The organism is Pseudomonas sp. LD120, from assembly GCF_009861525.1.
Lineage (GTDB): Bacteria > Pseudomonadota > Gammaproteobacteria > Pseudomonadales > Pseudomonadaceae > Aquipseudomonas.
The window spans coordinates 1016036-1031660 of record NZ_WVHL01000005.1; the positions used below are offsets into that span (position 1 = coordinate 1016036).

Below are 15625 nucleotides of genomic sequence, written 5' to 3' on the forward strand. Positions count from 1 at the left end.
TTATGCCGGACGCATCGTCCCTCAACCCTGGTTTCATGGTGGTTCACGGTAACCGCCTGGATGAGTTGCGCAGTCTGGTGGTCAGCTGGATGCGGCGTTACCCCCTGGCGCCTTTGGAGAATGAAATTGCCTTGGTGCAGAGCAACGGCATCGCCCAGTGGCTGAAGCTGGCCCTGGCCGAAGACCCTGAAGAGGATGACTCCGGCGGCTGCGGCATCGCCGCCGCCATTGACGTGCAGTTGCCTGGTAGCTTCATGTGGCAGTTGTATCGACTGGTACTGGGGCGCGATGAAATCCCGCCCCAATCCCTGTTGGACAAAGCTCCGCTGACTTGGCGTTTGATGCGCCTGTTACCTGAGCTGATCAACGAGCCGCATTTTGAGCCCCTGCAACGCTTTCTGACTCACGACAGCGACTTGCGTAAGCGTTATCAATTGGCGGAACGCCTGGCGGATCTGTTCGATCAATATCAGGTGTACCGAGCCGATTGGCTGGAGGACTGGGCCGCCGGCCGCCACCAGTTGCGTAACGTGCGTGGCGAAGCCAACGCTTTGACGCCTGCCAATTGCTGGCAAGCCGAATTGTGGCGTGCGTTGCTCCTGGATGTTGGCACCGAAGGTATGGCCCAGAGTCGAGCCGGAGTCCACCAGCGCTTTATCGAGCGGATCAACAGTCTGGAGCAAGCCCCCGCTGGCTTGCCGTCACGGGTGATTGTTTTCGGTATTTCTTCATTACCGGCCCAAGCCCTCGAAGCCTTGGCCGGATTGGCGCGTTTCAGCCAAGTCCTGCTCTGTGTGCACAACCCTTGTCGCCATCATTGGGCGGACATCGTCGCCGACAAGGACCTGCTGCGCCATCAGTACAAGCGCCAGGCCCGCAAGGTTGGAATGCCACTGGTCCTGGATTCGCAGGCTTTGCACCAGCACGCTCATCCGTTGCTGGCCGCCTGGGGTAAGCAGGGTCGGGACTACATCAACCTGCTGGACAGCTACGACGATCCCAACAGTTACCGCGCGGCGTTCCGAGATGGGCGGATTGACCTGTTCAGCGAAAGCCAGCCGGGCACGCTGCTCCAGCAATTGCAGGATGACATCCTTGAGCTGCGCCCCCTCAACGAGACCCGTGAGCGCTGGCCCGCAGTCGAACTGCAGCAGGATCATTCGGTCCGTTTTCACATTGCCCATAGCGCGCAACGGGAAGTGGAAATCCTCCATGACCAGCTTCTGTCGCGCTTTAGTGCCGAACCCGACCTGCGCCCCCGGGACGTGATCGTCATGGTGCCGGACATCGACAGCTACGCTCCGCACATCCGAGCCGTCTTCGGCCAACTGGAGCGTGATGACCGCCGCTTCATCCCCTTCACCCTCGCCGATCAGGGCCAGCGCGGTCGCGACCCGCTGCTGATCGCCGTGGAACACTTGCTGAAACTGCCGGACAGCCGCTTCCCGGTCAGCGAGATCCTCGACCTGCTGGATGTCCCAGCGTTGCGTGCGCGTTTTGGTGTCGATGAAGCCGACCTGCCCACCTTGCATCGCTGGATCGAAGGCGCCGGCATCCGCTGGGGGATGAACGCCGAGCAGCGTGCCGAACTGGGATTGCCTCTGGAGCTTGAGCAGAACAGCTGGCGTTTCGGTCTGCGGCGGATGCTGTTGGGCTATGCCGTCGGCCGCTCTGATGCTTGTGACGGCATTGAACCGTATGACGAAATCGGCGGCCTGGACGCTGCGTTGATTGGCCCGTTGGTGGCGTTGCTGGATGCGTTGCAGATCGCCTACCAGCAACTCACCCAGCCCGCCGTACCCGCACAGTGGGGCGAGCGTTTACAGCAGTTGCTGGAGCAGTTTTTCCTGGCCAGCACCGAGCACGACGACTACCTGTTGGGCCAGTTGGAAGACCTGCGGGAAACCTGGCTGGAAACCTGCGAGTCGGTAGCTCTGCAAGATCAGTTGCCGCTGACTGTGGTGCGTGAAGCCTGGCTGGCGGGGCTGGATCAGGGCCGTTTGTCTCAGCGCTTTCTTGCTGGCGCGGTGAATTTCTGCACCTTGATGCCGATGCGTGCCATCCCCTTCAAGCTGGTGTGTCTGCTGGGGATGAACGACGGCGACTATCCAAGGGCGCAGCCACCCCTGGATTTCGACCTGATGGGCAGCGACTACCGTCCTGGTGATCGCTCTCGGCGTGAAGATGACCGTTATCTGTTGCTGGAAGCCTTGCTCTCGGCCCGTGACCAACTCTATGTCAGTTGGGTGGGGCGCAGCATCCGAGACAACAGCGAACGCCCGGCCTCGGTGTTGATTGGCCAGTTGCGCGATCACTTGGCCAGCGGTTGGCGACTGGCGGATGTACAAGAGTCTCTGCTGGACGCCTTGACCCAGGAGCATCCGCTGCAACCTTTCAGTGCCCGCTATTTTCATGACAACGATGCCCTGTTCAGCTATGCCCGCGAGTGGCAGGTGTTGCACCAGGCCAGCGAGGCGCCAAGCAGCGTTGAACCTCTTGCGCCTTATGTTCAGGACGAACCCTTGAGTCTTGCGCAGTTGCAGGACTTTCTACGCAACCCGGTGCGGCACTTTTTCAGCCAACGGCTCAAGGTGTTCTTCGAGGCCATGGAAGCGCCATTGGCTGACGAGGAACCCTTCGTCCTCGACGCCCTGCAACGATACAGCCTCAGCGACAGTCTGTTGGACGCTGCGTTGAGCGATGCTGAGCATCCAGAGCACGCCTTGCAGGCCCAGGCGCAGCGGCTGCAAGCCAGCGGCCTGTTGCCCATGGCGGGTTTCGGCGAGTGCCTGCAGCGCGAACTCATGGAGCCGTTGCCGGGTCTGTTACAGCGCTACCGGCAATTGCTAGCCCTTTGGCCGATGCCGCTGAGCAGTGCTTTGCCCGTCAGCCTTGAGCTGCAAAACGTACGCCTGGAAGGTTGGTTGAGTGGATTGCATCAGCGAGCGGATGGTGGGCTATTGGCGGTGACGACCATTCCCAACAGCATTGGCTCGATCAAAACTCGCAAATGGCACCGCCTGATCAAGCCCTGGATCAATCACCTGTTGGCGTGCGCCAGTGGTTACTCGTTGAGCACCGCTTTAGTGGCCAGTGATGACAGCCTGCTACTGGCGCCACTGGAGCAGGATCAAGCCCAGAAGATCCTTGGTGACCTGCTGCTGGCCTGGCAATCGGGTATGCGTCAGCCCCTGCCGGTGGCGGTCAAAACGGCCTTTGCCTGGCTGGGTCAGAGCGACCCGGACAAAGCCACGGCCGCCGCCCGCAAGACCTACGACGGCGATGGCCAGAACAGTGAGGGCGAGCGGCGAGAAAGCCCGGCCCTGGCTCGGCAATTCGTCGACTACAACGCACTGATCGCCGACGAAACCTTCAGCGGTTGGGCCGAGAGCCTCTATCGTCCCCTGCTTGAGGCGCCTTGGCGCTCGGCCCTCGGCGAGGAGGCCGGCGCATGACTCAGCAAACTCCCCTGGCGCTGGCCTTTCCCCTGCGTGGCAGCCAACTGATCGAGGCCAGCGCCGGTACCGGCAAGACCTTTACCATTTCCGCGCTGTACTTGCGCCTGGTGCTGGGCCATGGGGCAGAACCCGCCGGCTTCGGTCGTGAACTGCTGCCGCCGCAGATTCTGGTGGTGACCTTCACCGACGCCGCCACCAAAGAGTTGCGCGAACGCATTCGCACTCGCCTGGCACAAGCCGCGCGTTTCTTCCGCGACGAGATCAGCGCCCCCGACAGCTTGATCGTCGAGCTACGCGAGCAGTATTGCGCCGAGCAATGGCCTGGCTGCGCCAACCGCCTGGACATCGCCGCGCAATGGATGGATGAGGCCGCAGTCTCGACCATTCACAGTTGGTGCCAGCGGATGCTGCGCGAACACGCCTTCGACAGCGGCAGCCTGTTTACCCAGACCCTGGAAACCGACCACAGCGACCTGCTGGGTCAGGTCTTGCGTGACTACTGGCGGCTGTTTTGCTACCCGATGCAGGGCGATGCGCTGAATTGGGTACGCTCCAATTGGGTTGGTCCGGCGCAACTGCTGCCTCGGGTTCGCGCCCTGTTCGGCAGTGCTCACCCAGAGCAATCGCCGCAGTCACCCAGCGAGCTCATTGAGGCGAGCCTGCAGGAGCGGCGTGAAGCCTTGGCGCAAATCAAGGCGCCCTGGCGACAGTGGGCAGTGCAACTGCGGGAAATCTGCCTGCAAGGCGTCGCCAGTAAAAGTGTCGATGGGCGCAAGATGCAGGCGCGCTTCTTCGAGCCCTGGTTTGAAAAAATCAGCGCCTGGGCCGATGACGAATCCGTTGAGCACTTGGACATTGGCACCGGCTTCACCCGACTGACGCCTGAGGGCATGAGCGAAGCCTGGAAAGGCGATGCGCCACAGCACCCGGGGTTCGATGCGATGGCCGGCCTCAAGGCCAGCCTCGACGCCTTGCCCACACCAGATGCCGAGGTGTTGCAGCATGCCGCGCAGTGGGTCGGCGAACGTTTTGAGGAAGAGAAGCGCCGGCGTGCGGAAATGGGCTTTGACGACATGCTCTTGCGCCTCGACGGCGCCTTGCAGAGCGCCGGTGGCGAGCGTTTGGCGACGCTGATCCGCGAGCAGTTTCCAGTGGCCCTGATCGACGAGTTTCAGGACACCGACCCAGTGCAATACCGGATTTTCGAGAGCATCTACCGCATTGAGGACAACGACCCCGAAACCGGACTGTTTCTGATCGGCGACCCCAAGCAGGCGATCTATGCCTTCCGTGGCGCGGACATCTACACCTACCTGCGGGCCCGCCAGGCCACCAGCGGCCGTCTGCACACCCTGGGTACCAACTTCCGTTCCAGCCAGGCTATGGTCAATGCGGTCAACCACGTGTTCCTGCAAGCCGAACAGCGGGAGCAGGGGCGCGGAGCTTTTCTGTTCCGTGAACAGGACGGCGAGAACCCGGTGCCCTTCCTGGCCGTGGCCGCCCAGGGGCGTAAGGAGCAGTTGCAGGTCGATGGTCAACCGCTGCCCGCGTTGAATGTCTGGCACCTGAGTTCGCCGCAGCCACTGTCTGGCGCTCAGTATCGTCAGCAGCAGGCCGCGGCTTGCGCCAGCGCGATTGTCGAGTTGCTCAATGGCGGTCAACAGGGCCGCAGTGGTTTTGTCGATGACCGGCAATCGCTCAAGGGGTTGCTACCAGCAGACATTGCAATTCTGGTTCGTGACGGCAAAGAGGCCCAGGCGGTGCGGGGCGAATTGGCTGCCCGTGGTGTGCGCAGTGTGTACCTGTCGGATAAAGATTCGGTGTTTGCCGCCCAAGAGGCGCGGGACCTGCTGGTGTGGCTCAAGGCCTGTGCCGAGCCGGATGTGGAGCGTCCGCTGCGCGCGGCTCTGGCCTCCTTGACCCTGAACTTGTCTCTGGTGGAGTTGGAGCGGCTGAACCAGGACGAATTGGCCTGGGAGGCGCGGGTCATGCAGTTTCGCGGCTACCGGGCAATCTGGCGCAGTCAGGGGGTGCTGCCGATGCTGCGGCGGTTGCTCCACGACTTTCAATTGCCCCAGGCGCTGATGACCCGCAGCGATGGCGAACGGGTGCTGACCAATCTCTTGCACTTGTCCGAGTTGCTGCAGCAAAGCGCTGCCGAGTTGGACGGTGAACAAGCCCTGATCCGCCACCTGGCCGAGCACTTGGCGTTGTCCGCACAGGCCGGTGAAGAACAGATCCTGCGCCTAGAAAGCGATGAGCAGTTGGTCAAGGTGGTGACTATCCACAAGTCCAAGGGCCTGGAATATCCCCTGGTGTTCCTGCCGTTCATTTGCTCCACCAAACCGGTGGATGGCAGCCGTTTGCCGTTGCAGTACCACGACGCCACAGGCAAGGCCCAGGTCAGCCTGCGCCCGACACTGGAACTGATTGCCCAGGCCGATGAGGAACGTCTGGCGGAGGACCTGCGTTTGCTCTACGTGGCCTTGACCCGGGCGCAACACGCCTGTTGGCTGGGGGTCGCTGATCTCAAGCGCGGCAACCACAACAGTTCGGTGCTGCACTTGTCGGCTTTGGGTTATCTGCTTGGGGGCGGTGCCCCGTTGAGCGAGTCCGCGGGGTTGCTGCGCTGGCTGCTGGACTTGCAGCAAGGTTGTGCCGCCATTGGTGTGAGCGAGCTGCCGGCCGCCGATGAGCAGCGCTATCGGCCGCCGCGTAACGACGCCAACCTGTTGGCTCCGTTGACGCCGGTTCGACGTGCGGCGGAAAACTGGTGGATCGCTTCCTACAGCGCCCTGCGCATCAGCGATACCTTGGGCGCCGCGAGTACCGAAGCCCCGGAAAATCCTCAGGCACAGAAGCTGTTCGACGATGAGCGACTGGACCCCGAGGCGCCGCGCGAGCCTGCTGTCAGCGGTGGCGATATCCATCGCTTTCCTCGGGGGCCCAATCCCGGCACTTTCCTCCATGGCCTGCTGGAATGGGCGGGCGAGGAAGGCTTCGCCGCGGTGCCCAAGCTGGTCGAAGATGCCATTGCCCGGCGCTGCAACCGCCGGGGCTGGCAAGGCTGGATTCCGACCCTGAGCGACTGGTTGCAGCATCTGTTGCAGGTGCCCTTGCCGGTGGGCGTCGAGCAGCCGCCGGTGGTGCTTGGGCAGTTGACCCAGTATCGGGTCGAGATGGAATTCTGGTTCGCCAGCCATAAAGTCGACGTACTCAAACTCGATGAGGCCGTGCGCCAGCAGACTCACCAGGGCGTGCCACGAGTCACCGCCGAGCCGGTGATACTAAACGGCATGTTCAAAGGCTTTATCGACCTGACGTTCGAACACCAGGGCCGCTATTACGTGGCCGACTACAAATCCAACTGGCTGGGCGTGGACGACGCGGCCTACACCGAGCAGGCCATGGAACAATCGATTCTCGACAACCGCTACGACCTGCAATACGTGCTGTATCTGCTGGCCCTGCATCGGCAACTGAAGGCGCGCTTGGCGGACTACGATTACGACCGCCATATCGGCGGGGCGCTGTATCTGTTCCTGCGTGGGACCCGCTCCACCAGCTGTGGCGCGTATTTCGCCCGGCCGCCCAGGCAGTTGATCGAACGCCTCGATCGCATGTTCCAGGGCCAACCCGAGCCGCCCCAGGCCGAGCCTGCCTGGGAGCAGGGAGTGTTGTTATGACCCAGGATCTGTTCGCCGAATTGGCCGCAACGCTGCCTCCCTCGTTCGACCTGGCACCGCTGACGCGTGCCGCCGATCTGCTGTTGTTGCTCGAACGCTGGGTCGAGCGCGGTTGGCTGCGCTCCTTGGATAAGGCCTTTGTCGGTTTCCTCCATGAGCTGGACCCCGATGGCGATCCGCTGGTGCTGATGGCCGCGGCCCTGACCAGTCACCAGTTGGGGCACGGGCATGTTTGCCTGGACCTGTTCGAAACCCTCAAGGAGCCAGATTTCGCCCTGTCGTTGCCTCCGGAAGGGGAGGCGCAAAGCGGTGCCCCTCTGCTGCCTTCTCAGGTCTTGGCGAGCCTGGAAGGTGCTCATTGGTGCAAAGTGTTGGCCGGTAGCCGGTTGGTGGCCCTGGCGGCGGACCCTGGCGAGTCGTCGCAGCAACGGCCGCTGGTACTGTCCGGTAAGCGCCTGTACCTGCGGCGTTACTGGACCTATGAACGACGCATCGACAATGCTTTGCGCCAGCGCCTGACCTCGATGGAGGCGACCCCGGAAGATCTGTCCAAACGCCTTGACGGGCTGTTTGGCGCGGCTAAGGCCGCCGGTCCCATCGACTGGCAGAAACTCGCCTGCGCCCTGGCCACCCGAGGTGCTTTCAGCATCATCACCGGCGGCCCGGGCACGGGTAAGACCACCACCGTGGTGCGCCTGCTGGCGCTGCTTCAGGGCCCGGCAGTGGCGGCTCGCAAGCCCTTGCGCATTCGTCTGGCGGCGCCCACCGGCAAGGCCGCGGCACGCTTGACCGAGTCCATCAGCCTGCAGGTACGTTCGCTGTCGGTGCCGGATGACGTGCGGGAGAAAATTCCCAGTGAAGTGACCACGGTGCATCGCTTGCTCGGCAACCGTCCCGGCACCCGACATTTTCGTCACCACGCCGGCAACCGTTTGCCCCTGGATGTGCTGGTGGTGGATGAAGCCTCGATGATCGACCTGGAAATGATGGCCAACCTGTTGGACGCCTTGCCGATCCATGCGCGCCTGGTGTTGCTGGGGGATAAGGACCAACTGGCGTCGGTGGAGGCCGGGGCCGTGCTCGGCGATCTGTGCCGCGATGCGGAAGCTGGCTGGTACACCCCGCAAACCCGCGCCTGGCTGGAAGCGGTCAGTGGTGAACACCTCGCTGCCAGCGGCCTGCAAGAAGACCGCGAACACCAGCATCCTCTGGCGCAGCAGGTGGTGATGTTGCGCCACTCCCGACGTTTCGGCGAAGGCAGCGGCATCGGCCAATTGGCGCGCTGGGTCAATCAGCAACAGGCTGATGAAGCGCGGCGTCTGCTGGCGGCCCGCAGCCACGCGGATCTGTATGACCTGAGCCTCAAGGGTGAACAGGACCGGGCACTGGAGCGCTTGTTGCTGGACGGTCATGGCGAGGGACCACAAGGTTACCGTCACTACCTGACAGTGCTGCGTCATCAGCGCCCGCCTGTTGGCACTGCCCTTGAAGACCGACGCTGGACCGACTGGGCGCGTCAGGTCTTACAGGCTTTTGACCGGTTCCAGTTGCTGTGTGCGGTCCGCAAAGGCCCTTGGGGCGTTGAGGGCCTGAACCTGCGCATCACCCAGGCGCTGTTCAAGGCCCGGCTGATCGACAGCGACCAGCAATGGTACGAAGGTCGTCCGGTGTTGATGACTCGCAATGACTACGGCCTCGGGCTGATGAATGGCGATATCGGCATTGCCCTGAAATTGCCGGAGCAGGAGGGGCGCCAAGTACTGCGGGTGGCCTTTGCGCGTAACGACGGTCAGGGCGGCGTGCGTCTGGTGCTGCCGAGCCGGCTCAACGATGTGGAAACCGTCTATGCCATGACCGTGCACAAGTCCCAAGGCTCGGAATTCGCCCACACTGCGCTGATTCTGCCTGACGCGTTGAACCCGGTGTTGACCAAGGAATTGATCTACACCGGCATCACTCGGGCCAAGGATTGGTTCAGCCTGATCGAGCCGCGCCCCGGGGTGTTCGAGGAAGCGGTGCGGCGCAAGGTCAAGCGGCTCAGCGGGCTGATGCTGGCGCTGGACTGAGGTCGCTGTTTCGGCGTCTATTCAGGGTGTTGAGCTCGCTGCTATTTCTTGGGCTGTGCTATCGTTGCGGCATCATTTCCGTGAAGTTCAAAGAGAATCCCAGCATGGACGTGGCTGTTTTTAGGACAGAGCGTATTTCGCGACGGAGGCAGTTTGTACTGTCGATCATTCTGTGCTTTTTCAGCCTATCGACCTTCGCGCAGTCTGAGTCGCCATCGGCCGCCAGCCTGGCCGAACAGCGAGCGAAGGCGGTGACGCAAGTGGTGCTGGGTATTCTCAGTTACGCTCGCTGGCCGGTTGAGCCGGCGCAATTGCGTCTGTGCATAGTGGGGCCTACCGAATACACCGACGACTTACTCAAGGGCACCACTCAAGCCAGCGGTCGTCCGGTGCTGGTACAGCGGCTGCTGGCCAATAACCCGGCGCTCGTCAGTGAGTGCGATTCGGTCTATGTCGGCAAGCTGAGCAACGACCAGCGAACCCGTCTGTTCAAGTCGCTGATCGGTCAGCCGGTGCTGAGCATCAGCGAGGGCGGTGATCAGTGCACCGTGGGCAGTCTGTTCTGTCTGAGAGTCAGCGATAGCCAGGTCTCGTTCGAGGTCAATCTGGACTCAGTGGCCCGTAGCGGTGTGAAGATTCACCCCAGCGTGCTGCAACTGTCCCGTCGTCGTGCGGCGGAGCCATGAAACTGTTCAAGCCCAACCCCCGTCCGACATTGCAGTCGGTAATAGGTCGCGGCCATTTGATCGTGGCGTTGTTGGCAATCTCCATGGCCAGCTTGTCCCTGACCTTTCTCGGGGTCTTGGCCTTGCGGGTGTATGCCGATCACAACTTGCAACTGATTGCCCGGTCCATCAGTTATACGGTGGAGGCGGCGGTGGTGTTCAACAACAGTGACGCGGCTACCGAGGCCCTGGCCCTGATCGCCTCCTCTGAAGAGGTCGCCGACGCCAAGGTGTATGACAGCCAGGGGCGTTTGATGGCCAGTTGGCGACGTCCGGAAAGTGGTTTTCTGCCCAATCTGGAAATGCATATCGCCAGCGCCTTTTTGGAAAAGCCCGTCAATCTGGCGATCCTTCGTCAGGGCCAGAAAGTCGGCAGTATCAATGTCACCGGTCATGGCGGCAGCTTGATGCGTTTTCTCGTCAGCGGTCTGATGGGCATCGTGCTGTGCACGGCCTTGAGCGCCTGGGTGGCGTTGTACCTGGCACGCCGGCAGTTGCGAGGGATCACCGGGCCGTTGCGTAGCCTGGCGGAAGTGGCTCACGCGGCCCGACGCGAGCGGGCGTTCGATCAGCGCGTACCGCCGGCAGAAATTGCCGAACTGGACAGCCTGGGTAATGACTTCAATGCCCTGCTCGATGAGCTGGAAGCCTGGCAGACCCACCTGCAAAGCGAGAATGAAACCCTGGCTCACCAAGCCAACCACGACAGCCTCACCGGGCTGCCCAACCGGGCGTTCTTCGAGGGGCGCTTGATCCGTGCGCTGCGCGCTGCCAATAAGCTCAACGAGCGGGTGGCGGTGTTGTTTCTCGACAGCGATCGATTCAAGGAAATCAACGACAACTTCGGGCATGCCGCCGGTGACACGGTGCTGGTGGCGGTGGCCACGCGGATCCGTGCGCAACTGCGCGAGGAGGATCTGGTGGCGCGTCTGGGCGGGGATGAATTCGCCGTGCTACTGACGCCTCTGCACCGGGTTGAAGATGCTCAGCGCATCGCTGACAAAATCATCAAAAGCATGGAAATGCCGATACCCTTGCCTGGCAATCTGTCGATCATGACGTCGCTGAGCATCGGCATCGCCGTGTACCCGGATCATGGCGTGACCCCGGGCAGTCTGTTGAATGCCGCCGATGAAGCCATGTACCAAGCCAAGCGAGATTCGCGCGGCGGGCAACACACTGTGGGGACGGAGGTCCCTATTGTTCAAGTTCAAAACAGGAGCTAAATCCCTTGTTCTCATTGACGCAACGTTCGCTTCGACTGTTCAGCACCTTGGTGTTCATGGCCCTGCTGGCCTTGGCCGGCTGCCAGAGTGTGCCGCCTAAGGGATTGACCCCGAAACAGATCGCAGTACTGAAACAGGAGGGCTTTGAACTGACAGATGACGGCTGGGCGTTTGGCTTGTCGGGAAAGGTGTTGTTTGGCAGCGACGTGGAAACCCTGAACCAGAACAGCACCGAGATCGTCGAGCGCATCGGCAAGGCCTTGCTCAGCGTTGATATCCAGAAGGTTCGGGTCGATGGCCACACCGACGCTTCGGGCAAGGAAGCTTACAACGTGCAGCTTTCTGTACGCCGCGCCAAGAGCGTGCTCAAGGTGCTGACACAGGTCGGCATGCGTGAGGAAAACATTCAATTGCGTGGCCTTGGCAGCAGCGAGCCGGTGGCGTCCAACAAGACTGCCGCCGGGCGCACCGAAAACCGCCGGGTGTCGATCGTGGTGATCGCCGACTGATCGGTGGTTACCAATGCTGCGATTGCTTCCCTGCAACTGCTAGTGACCCTTGGCCGGTTAGTCGCTTATGCAATCGGGCAGGTTGAGGCTAATGTCGATCATGGCTACAGATACTCTGGGCATCTCTCTGAAGTCCCGGTCCAAGGGCCCGTCTCTGGCCAGATCAAGGCGCGGCGAACAGCATGTCGCGGCTGTCACCCATGAGCAACGGCCGATTCTGCTCGGTCACCTCACGGATGTAATCCCACAACAGGGTGATCCGCTTGAGCTTGCGCAGGTCCTCCCGGCAGTACATCCAGAATTGCCGGGTCAGGTTGATCTCCTTGGGCAGCACCGGCAGCAGGCGCGGGTCCTGGGCGGCCAGGAAGCACGGTAGGATCGCCAGGGAGCGGCCCTGCTGCGCCGCCACGTACTGGGCAATGACGCTGGTGCTGCGCAGGTTGGCGCTGGCCCCGGGCACCACGTTGGCGAGGTACAGCAGCTCGGAACTGAACGCCAGGTCATCCACGTAGCTGATGAATTGATGTTCGCTCAGGTCGCTGGGGCGGCGGATCGGCGGGTGGCGGTCGAGGTACTCCTGGGTGGCGTACAGCTGCAGGCGGTAATCACACAGCTTGCAGCACACATAAGGGCCGTGCTCCGGGCGCTCCAGGGCGATGACGATGTCCGCCTCGCGCTTGGACAGGCTGATGAAGTGCGGCAGCGGCAGGATATCCACCGAAATCGCCGGGTAGGCATCGAGGAAATGGCTCAATTGTGGGGTGATGAAGAAGCTGCCGAAGCCTTCGGTGCAGCCCATGCGCACGTGCCCGGACAGCGCCACCCCGGAGCCTGAGACTTGCTCGCAGGCCATGTGCAGGGTGCTCTCGATGGACTCGGCATAACCCAGCAGACGCTGGCCCTCGGCGGTCAGAACAAAGCCGTTGGTGCGGGATTTTTCGAACAGCAGGGTGCCCAGGGCGGTTTCCAGCGAACCGATGCGCCGCGACACTGTGGTGTAGTCCACCGCCAGGCGCTTGGCCGCGCTGCTGGCCTTGCGGGTGCGCGCCACTTCAAGGAAAAACTTCAGGTCGTCCCAGTTCAGGGTGCTCAACGAGGTGATGTTTTTTTGCATGTTGGACCGGATTTTATGTGCGTTCTTATTAGTAATTTGCACATCTATACTCCAAAAACCGTCCGACACCAACTCGCGACAGCCCTTCTTTCAAGGCGCTTGCCCGCCTTGGTTCCCTGCATAAAAATTCAAGAAGTCAGGAGACCCCATGAACGCATCCCTCAAGCCCGACGGCACCACCCTGCAACAGGTCAAATTGCTGATCGACGGTGAATGGGTCCAGTCCCAGAGCCAGGAATGGCATGACATCGTCAACCCGGCGACCCAGGAAGTGCTGGCCAAGGTGCCCTTTGCCACCGCCGCTGAAGTCGACGCCGCGATCGCTGCGGCCCAGCGCGCCTTCCAGACCTGGAAACTGACCCCGATCGGCGCGCGGATGCGCATCATGCTCAAGCTCCAGGCCCTGATCCGCGAGCATTCCAAACGCATTGCCGTGGTCCTCAGCGCCGAGCAGGGCAAGACCCTCGCCGACGCCGAAGGCGATATCTTCCGAGGCCTGGAAGTGGTGGAACATGCTTGCTCCATCGGCACCCTGCAGATGGGCGAATTCGCCGAAAACGTTGCCGGCGGCGTGGACACCTACACCCTGCGTCAGCCGATCGGCGTGTGCGCCGGGATCACCCCGTTCAACTTCCCGGCGATGATTCCGCTGTGGATGTTCCCGATGGCCATCGCTTGCGGCAACACCTTCGTTCTCAAGCCTTCCGAGCAGGACCCGCTGTCCACCATGCTGCTGGTGGAGCTGGCGGTGGAAGCCGGGGTGCCGGCCGGCGTGCTCAACGTGGTACACGGCGGCAAGGACGTGGTGGATGCGCTGTGCACCCACAAAGACATCAAGGCCGTGTCCTTCGTCGGTTCGACCGCGGTCGGCACTCACGTCTATGACCTGGCCGGCAAGCACGGCAAACGCGTGCAATCGATGATGGGCGCCAAGAACCACGCCGTGGTGCTGCCCGACGCTAACCGCGAACAGACCCTCAATGCCCTGGTGGGCGCCGGCTTCGGCGCGGCCGGTCAGCGTTGCATGGCCACCTCGGTGGTGGTGCTGGTGGGCGCCTCGAAACAGTGGCTGCCGGACCTCAAGGCCCTGGCGCAGAAACTCAAGGTCAACGCTGGCAGCGAGCCGGGCACCGACGTCGGTCCGGTGATCTCCAAGCGCGCCAAGGCGCGGATTCTGCAGCTGATCGAGAGCGGCGTGAAAGAAGGCGCCACGCTGGAGCTGGACGGCCGCGATATCCAGGTCCCAGGCTACGAGCAGGGCAACTTCATCGGGCCGACCCTGTTCTCCGGGGTAACCCCCTCTATGCAGATCTACACCCAGGAAATCTTCGGCCCGGTGCTGGTGGTGCTGGAGGTGGACACCCTGGATCAGGCCATTGCCCTGGTCAACGCCAACCCCTTCGGCAACGGCACCGGCCTGTTCACCCAGAGCGGTGCGGCGGCGCGCAAGTTCCAGAGCGAAATCGACGTCGGCCAGGTCGGCATCAACATCCCGATCCCGGTGCCAGTGCCGTTCTTCAGTTTCACCGGTTCCCGTGGTTCCAAGCTCGGCGACCTGGGGCCCTACGGCAAGCAAGTGGTGCAGTTCTACACTCAGACCAAGACCGTCACCAGCCGCTGGTTCGACGACGACAGCGTCAACGACGGTGTGAACACCACCATCAGCCTGCGTTGAGGAGCCTGACATGAAGATTGCATTTATCGGCCTGGGCAACATGGGCGCGCCCATGGCCCGCAACCTGATCAAGGCCGGCCATCAGCTGAACCTGTTCGACCTCAACCAAAGCGTGCTGGCGGAGCTGGCGCAATTGGGCGGGCGCATCAGTGCCTCGCCCAAGGCCGCCGCCGAAGGCGCCGAGCTGGTGATCAGCATGCTCCCCGCCGCGGCTCATGTGCGCAGTGTGTGGCTGGGTGAAGACGGGGTGCTGGCGGGGATCGCTGGCGGCGTGCCGGCAGTGGACTGCAGCACCATCGACCCGCAGACCGCCCGCGAAGTGGCTGCCGTTGCCGCCAAGCAAGGCGTGGCCATGGCCGATGCGCCGGTGTCCGGCGGCACCGGTGGCGCCCAGGCCGGCACCCTGACCTTCATGGTCGGCGCCAGTGCCGAGCTGTTCGCCACCCTGCAACCGGTACTGGCGCAGATGGGGCGCAACATCGTGCATTGCGGCGAAGTGGGCACCGGGCAGATCGCCAAGATCTGCAACAACCTGCTGCTGGGGATTTCGATGATCGGCGTCAGCGAAGCCATGGCCCTGGGGGATGCCCTGGGTATCGACACTCAAGTGCTGGCGGGGATTATCAACAGCTCCACCGGCCGTTGCTGGAGTTCCGATACCTACAACCCGTGGCCTGGAGTGATTGAAACCGCCCCTGCGTCCCGGGGCTACACCGGCGGCTTTGGTGCCGAGCTGATGCTCAAGGACCTGGGGCTGGCCACCGAGGCCGCGCGCCAGGCGCATCAGCCGGTGGTGCTCGGCGCCGTGGCCCAGCAGCTGTACCAGGCCATGAGCCAGCGTGGGGAAGGCGGCAAGGACTTCTCGGCCATCGTCAACAGCTACCGCAAACCGCAGTAAGGCAAAGCTTGTGTTGCCGCTGTCGCAGGCTGCGAACGGACGCAGCGATCTCAAAGCTGGATAGCGCCAAGCAAGGCCCTGCGGTCCTTTTCGCCGCTTCGCGGGCTCAGCAGCGGCTACAAGGATGGGTGTAGCCGCTGCCGCAGGCTGCGAACGGCCCGAAGGGCCGCAGCGATTTCACGTCTGGCGAAGATTGGTATTGAACGCGGCCCCTTCAGCCGGGGCGTTTGCGGGAATCTGCGTCGGGCAGGTTCCCGCTTTTTTGTGG

9 protein-coding genes are annotated in these 15625 nt (G+C 62.5%); 8 read left to right on the forward strand and 1 reads right to left on the reverse strand.

What is annotated here, in order from left to right; translation table 11 throughout:
- Positions 1–2: 2 nt before the first annotated feature.
- The 6 genes from recC to PLD_RS18945 all read left to right on the forward strand — a co-directional run bounded on the left by recC (position 3) and on the right by PLD_RS18945 (position 11670).
- Complete coding sequence (recC, locus tag PLD_RS18920) at positions 3–3455, forward strand: exodeoxyribonuclease V subunit gamma (protein WP_159895376.1); 3453 nt, start codon at positions 3–5, stop codon at positions 3453–3455.
- The gene (gene recB, locus PLD_RS18925) at positions 3452–7144 is read left to right on the forward strand and encodes an exodeoxyribonuclease V subunit beta (protein WP_159895378.1); all 3693 of its coding nucleotides are present in this window, start codon (positions 3452–3454) and stop codon (positions 7142–7144) included. Before recC ends, recB begins: the two co-directional genes overlap by 4 nt.
- Complete coding sequence (gene recD, locus PLD_RS18930; RefSeq protein WP_159895380.1) at positions 7141–9210, forward strand: exodeoxyribonuclease V subunit alpha; 2070 nt, start codon at positions 7141–7143, stop codon at positions 9208–9210. The genes recB and recD overlap by 4 nt, the downstream gene beginning before the upstream one ends.
- A gap of 104 nt (positions 9211–9314) precedes the next feature.
- Positions 9315–9896: a YfiR family protein gene (locus PLD_RS18935; RefSeq protein WP_159895382.1), complete on the forward strand. Its 582-nt coding sequence runs from the start codon at positions 9315–9317 to the stop codon at positions 9894–9896.
- Entirely contained in the window at positions 9893–11161 is a 1269-nt protein-coding gene (locus PLD_RS18940; RefSeq protein WP_159895384.1) for a diguanylate cyclase domain-containing protein, read from the forward strand. Before PLD_RS18935 ends, PLD_RS18940 begins: the two co-directional genes overlap by 4 nt.
- Positions 11162–11166: 5 nt before the next feature.
- The gene (locus tag PLD_RS18945) at positions 11167–11670 is read left to right on the forward strand and encodes an OmpA family protein (protein WP_159895386.1); all 504 of its coding nucleotides are present in this window, start codon (positions 11167–11169) and stop codon (positions 11668–11670) included.
- Between the two features lie 163 nt (positions 11671–11833).
- Here PLD_RS18945 and PLD_RS18950 read toward each other — a convergent pair whose 3' ends face one another.
- Positions 11834–12784 (reverse strand): LysR family transcriptional regulator, encoded by a 951-nt coding sequence (locus PLD_RS18950; RefSeq protein WP_159895388.1) that lies wholly within the window; start codon positions 12782–12784, stop codon positions 11834–11836.
- 148 nt (positions 12785–12932) lie between these two features.
- Between PLD_RS18950 and PLD_RS18955 the strand changes: the two genes are divergently transcribed.
- Together PLD_RS18955 and mmsB are read left to right on the forward strand one after the other, a co-directional pair.
- Positions 12933–14459 carry a CoA-acylating methylmalonate-semialdehyde dehydrogenase gene (locus PLD_RS18955; RefSeq protein WP_159895390.1) on the forward strand — a complete coding sequence of 509 codons (1527 nt, stop codon included), beginning with the start codon at positions 12933–12935 and terminating at the stop codon, positions 14457–14459.
- A gap of 10 nt (positions 14460–14469) precedes the next feature.
- Positions 14470–15357, forward strand: coding sequence for a 3-hydroxyisobutyrate dehydrogenase (gene mmsB / locus PLD_RS18960; protein WP_159895392.1), 888 nt, complete (start codon positions 14470–14472; stop codon positions 15355–15357).
- Positions 15358–15625 lie beyond the last annotated feature (268 nt).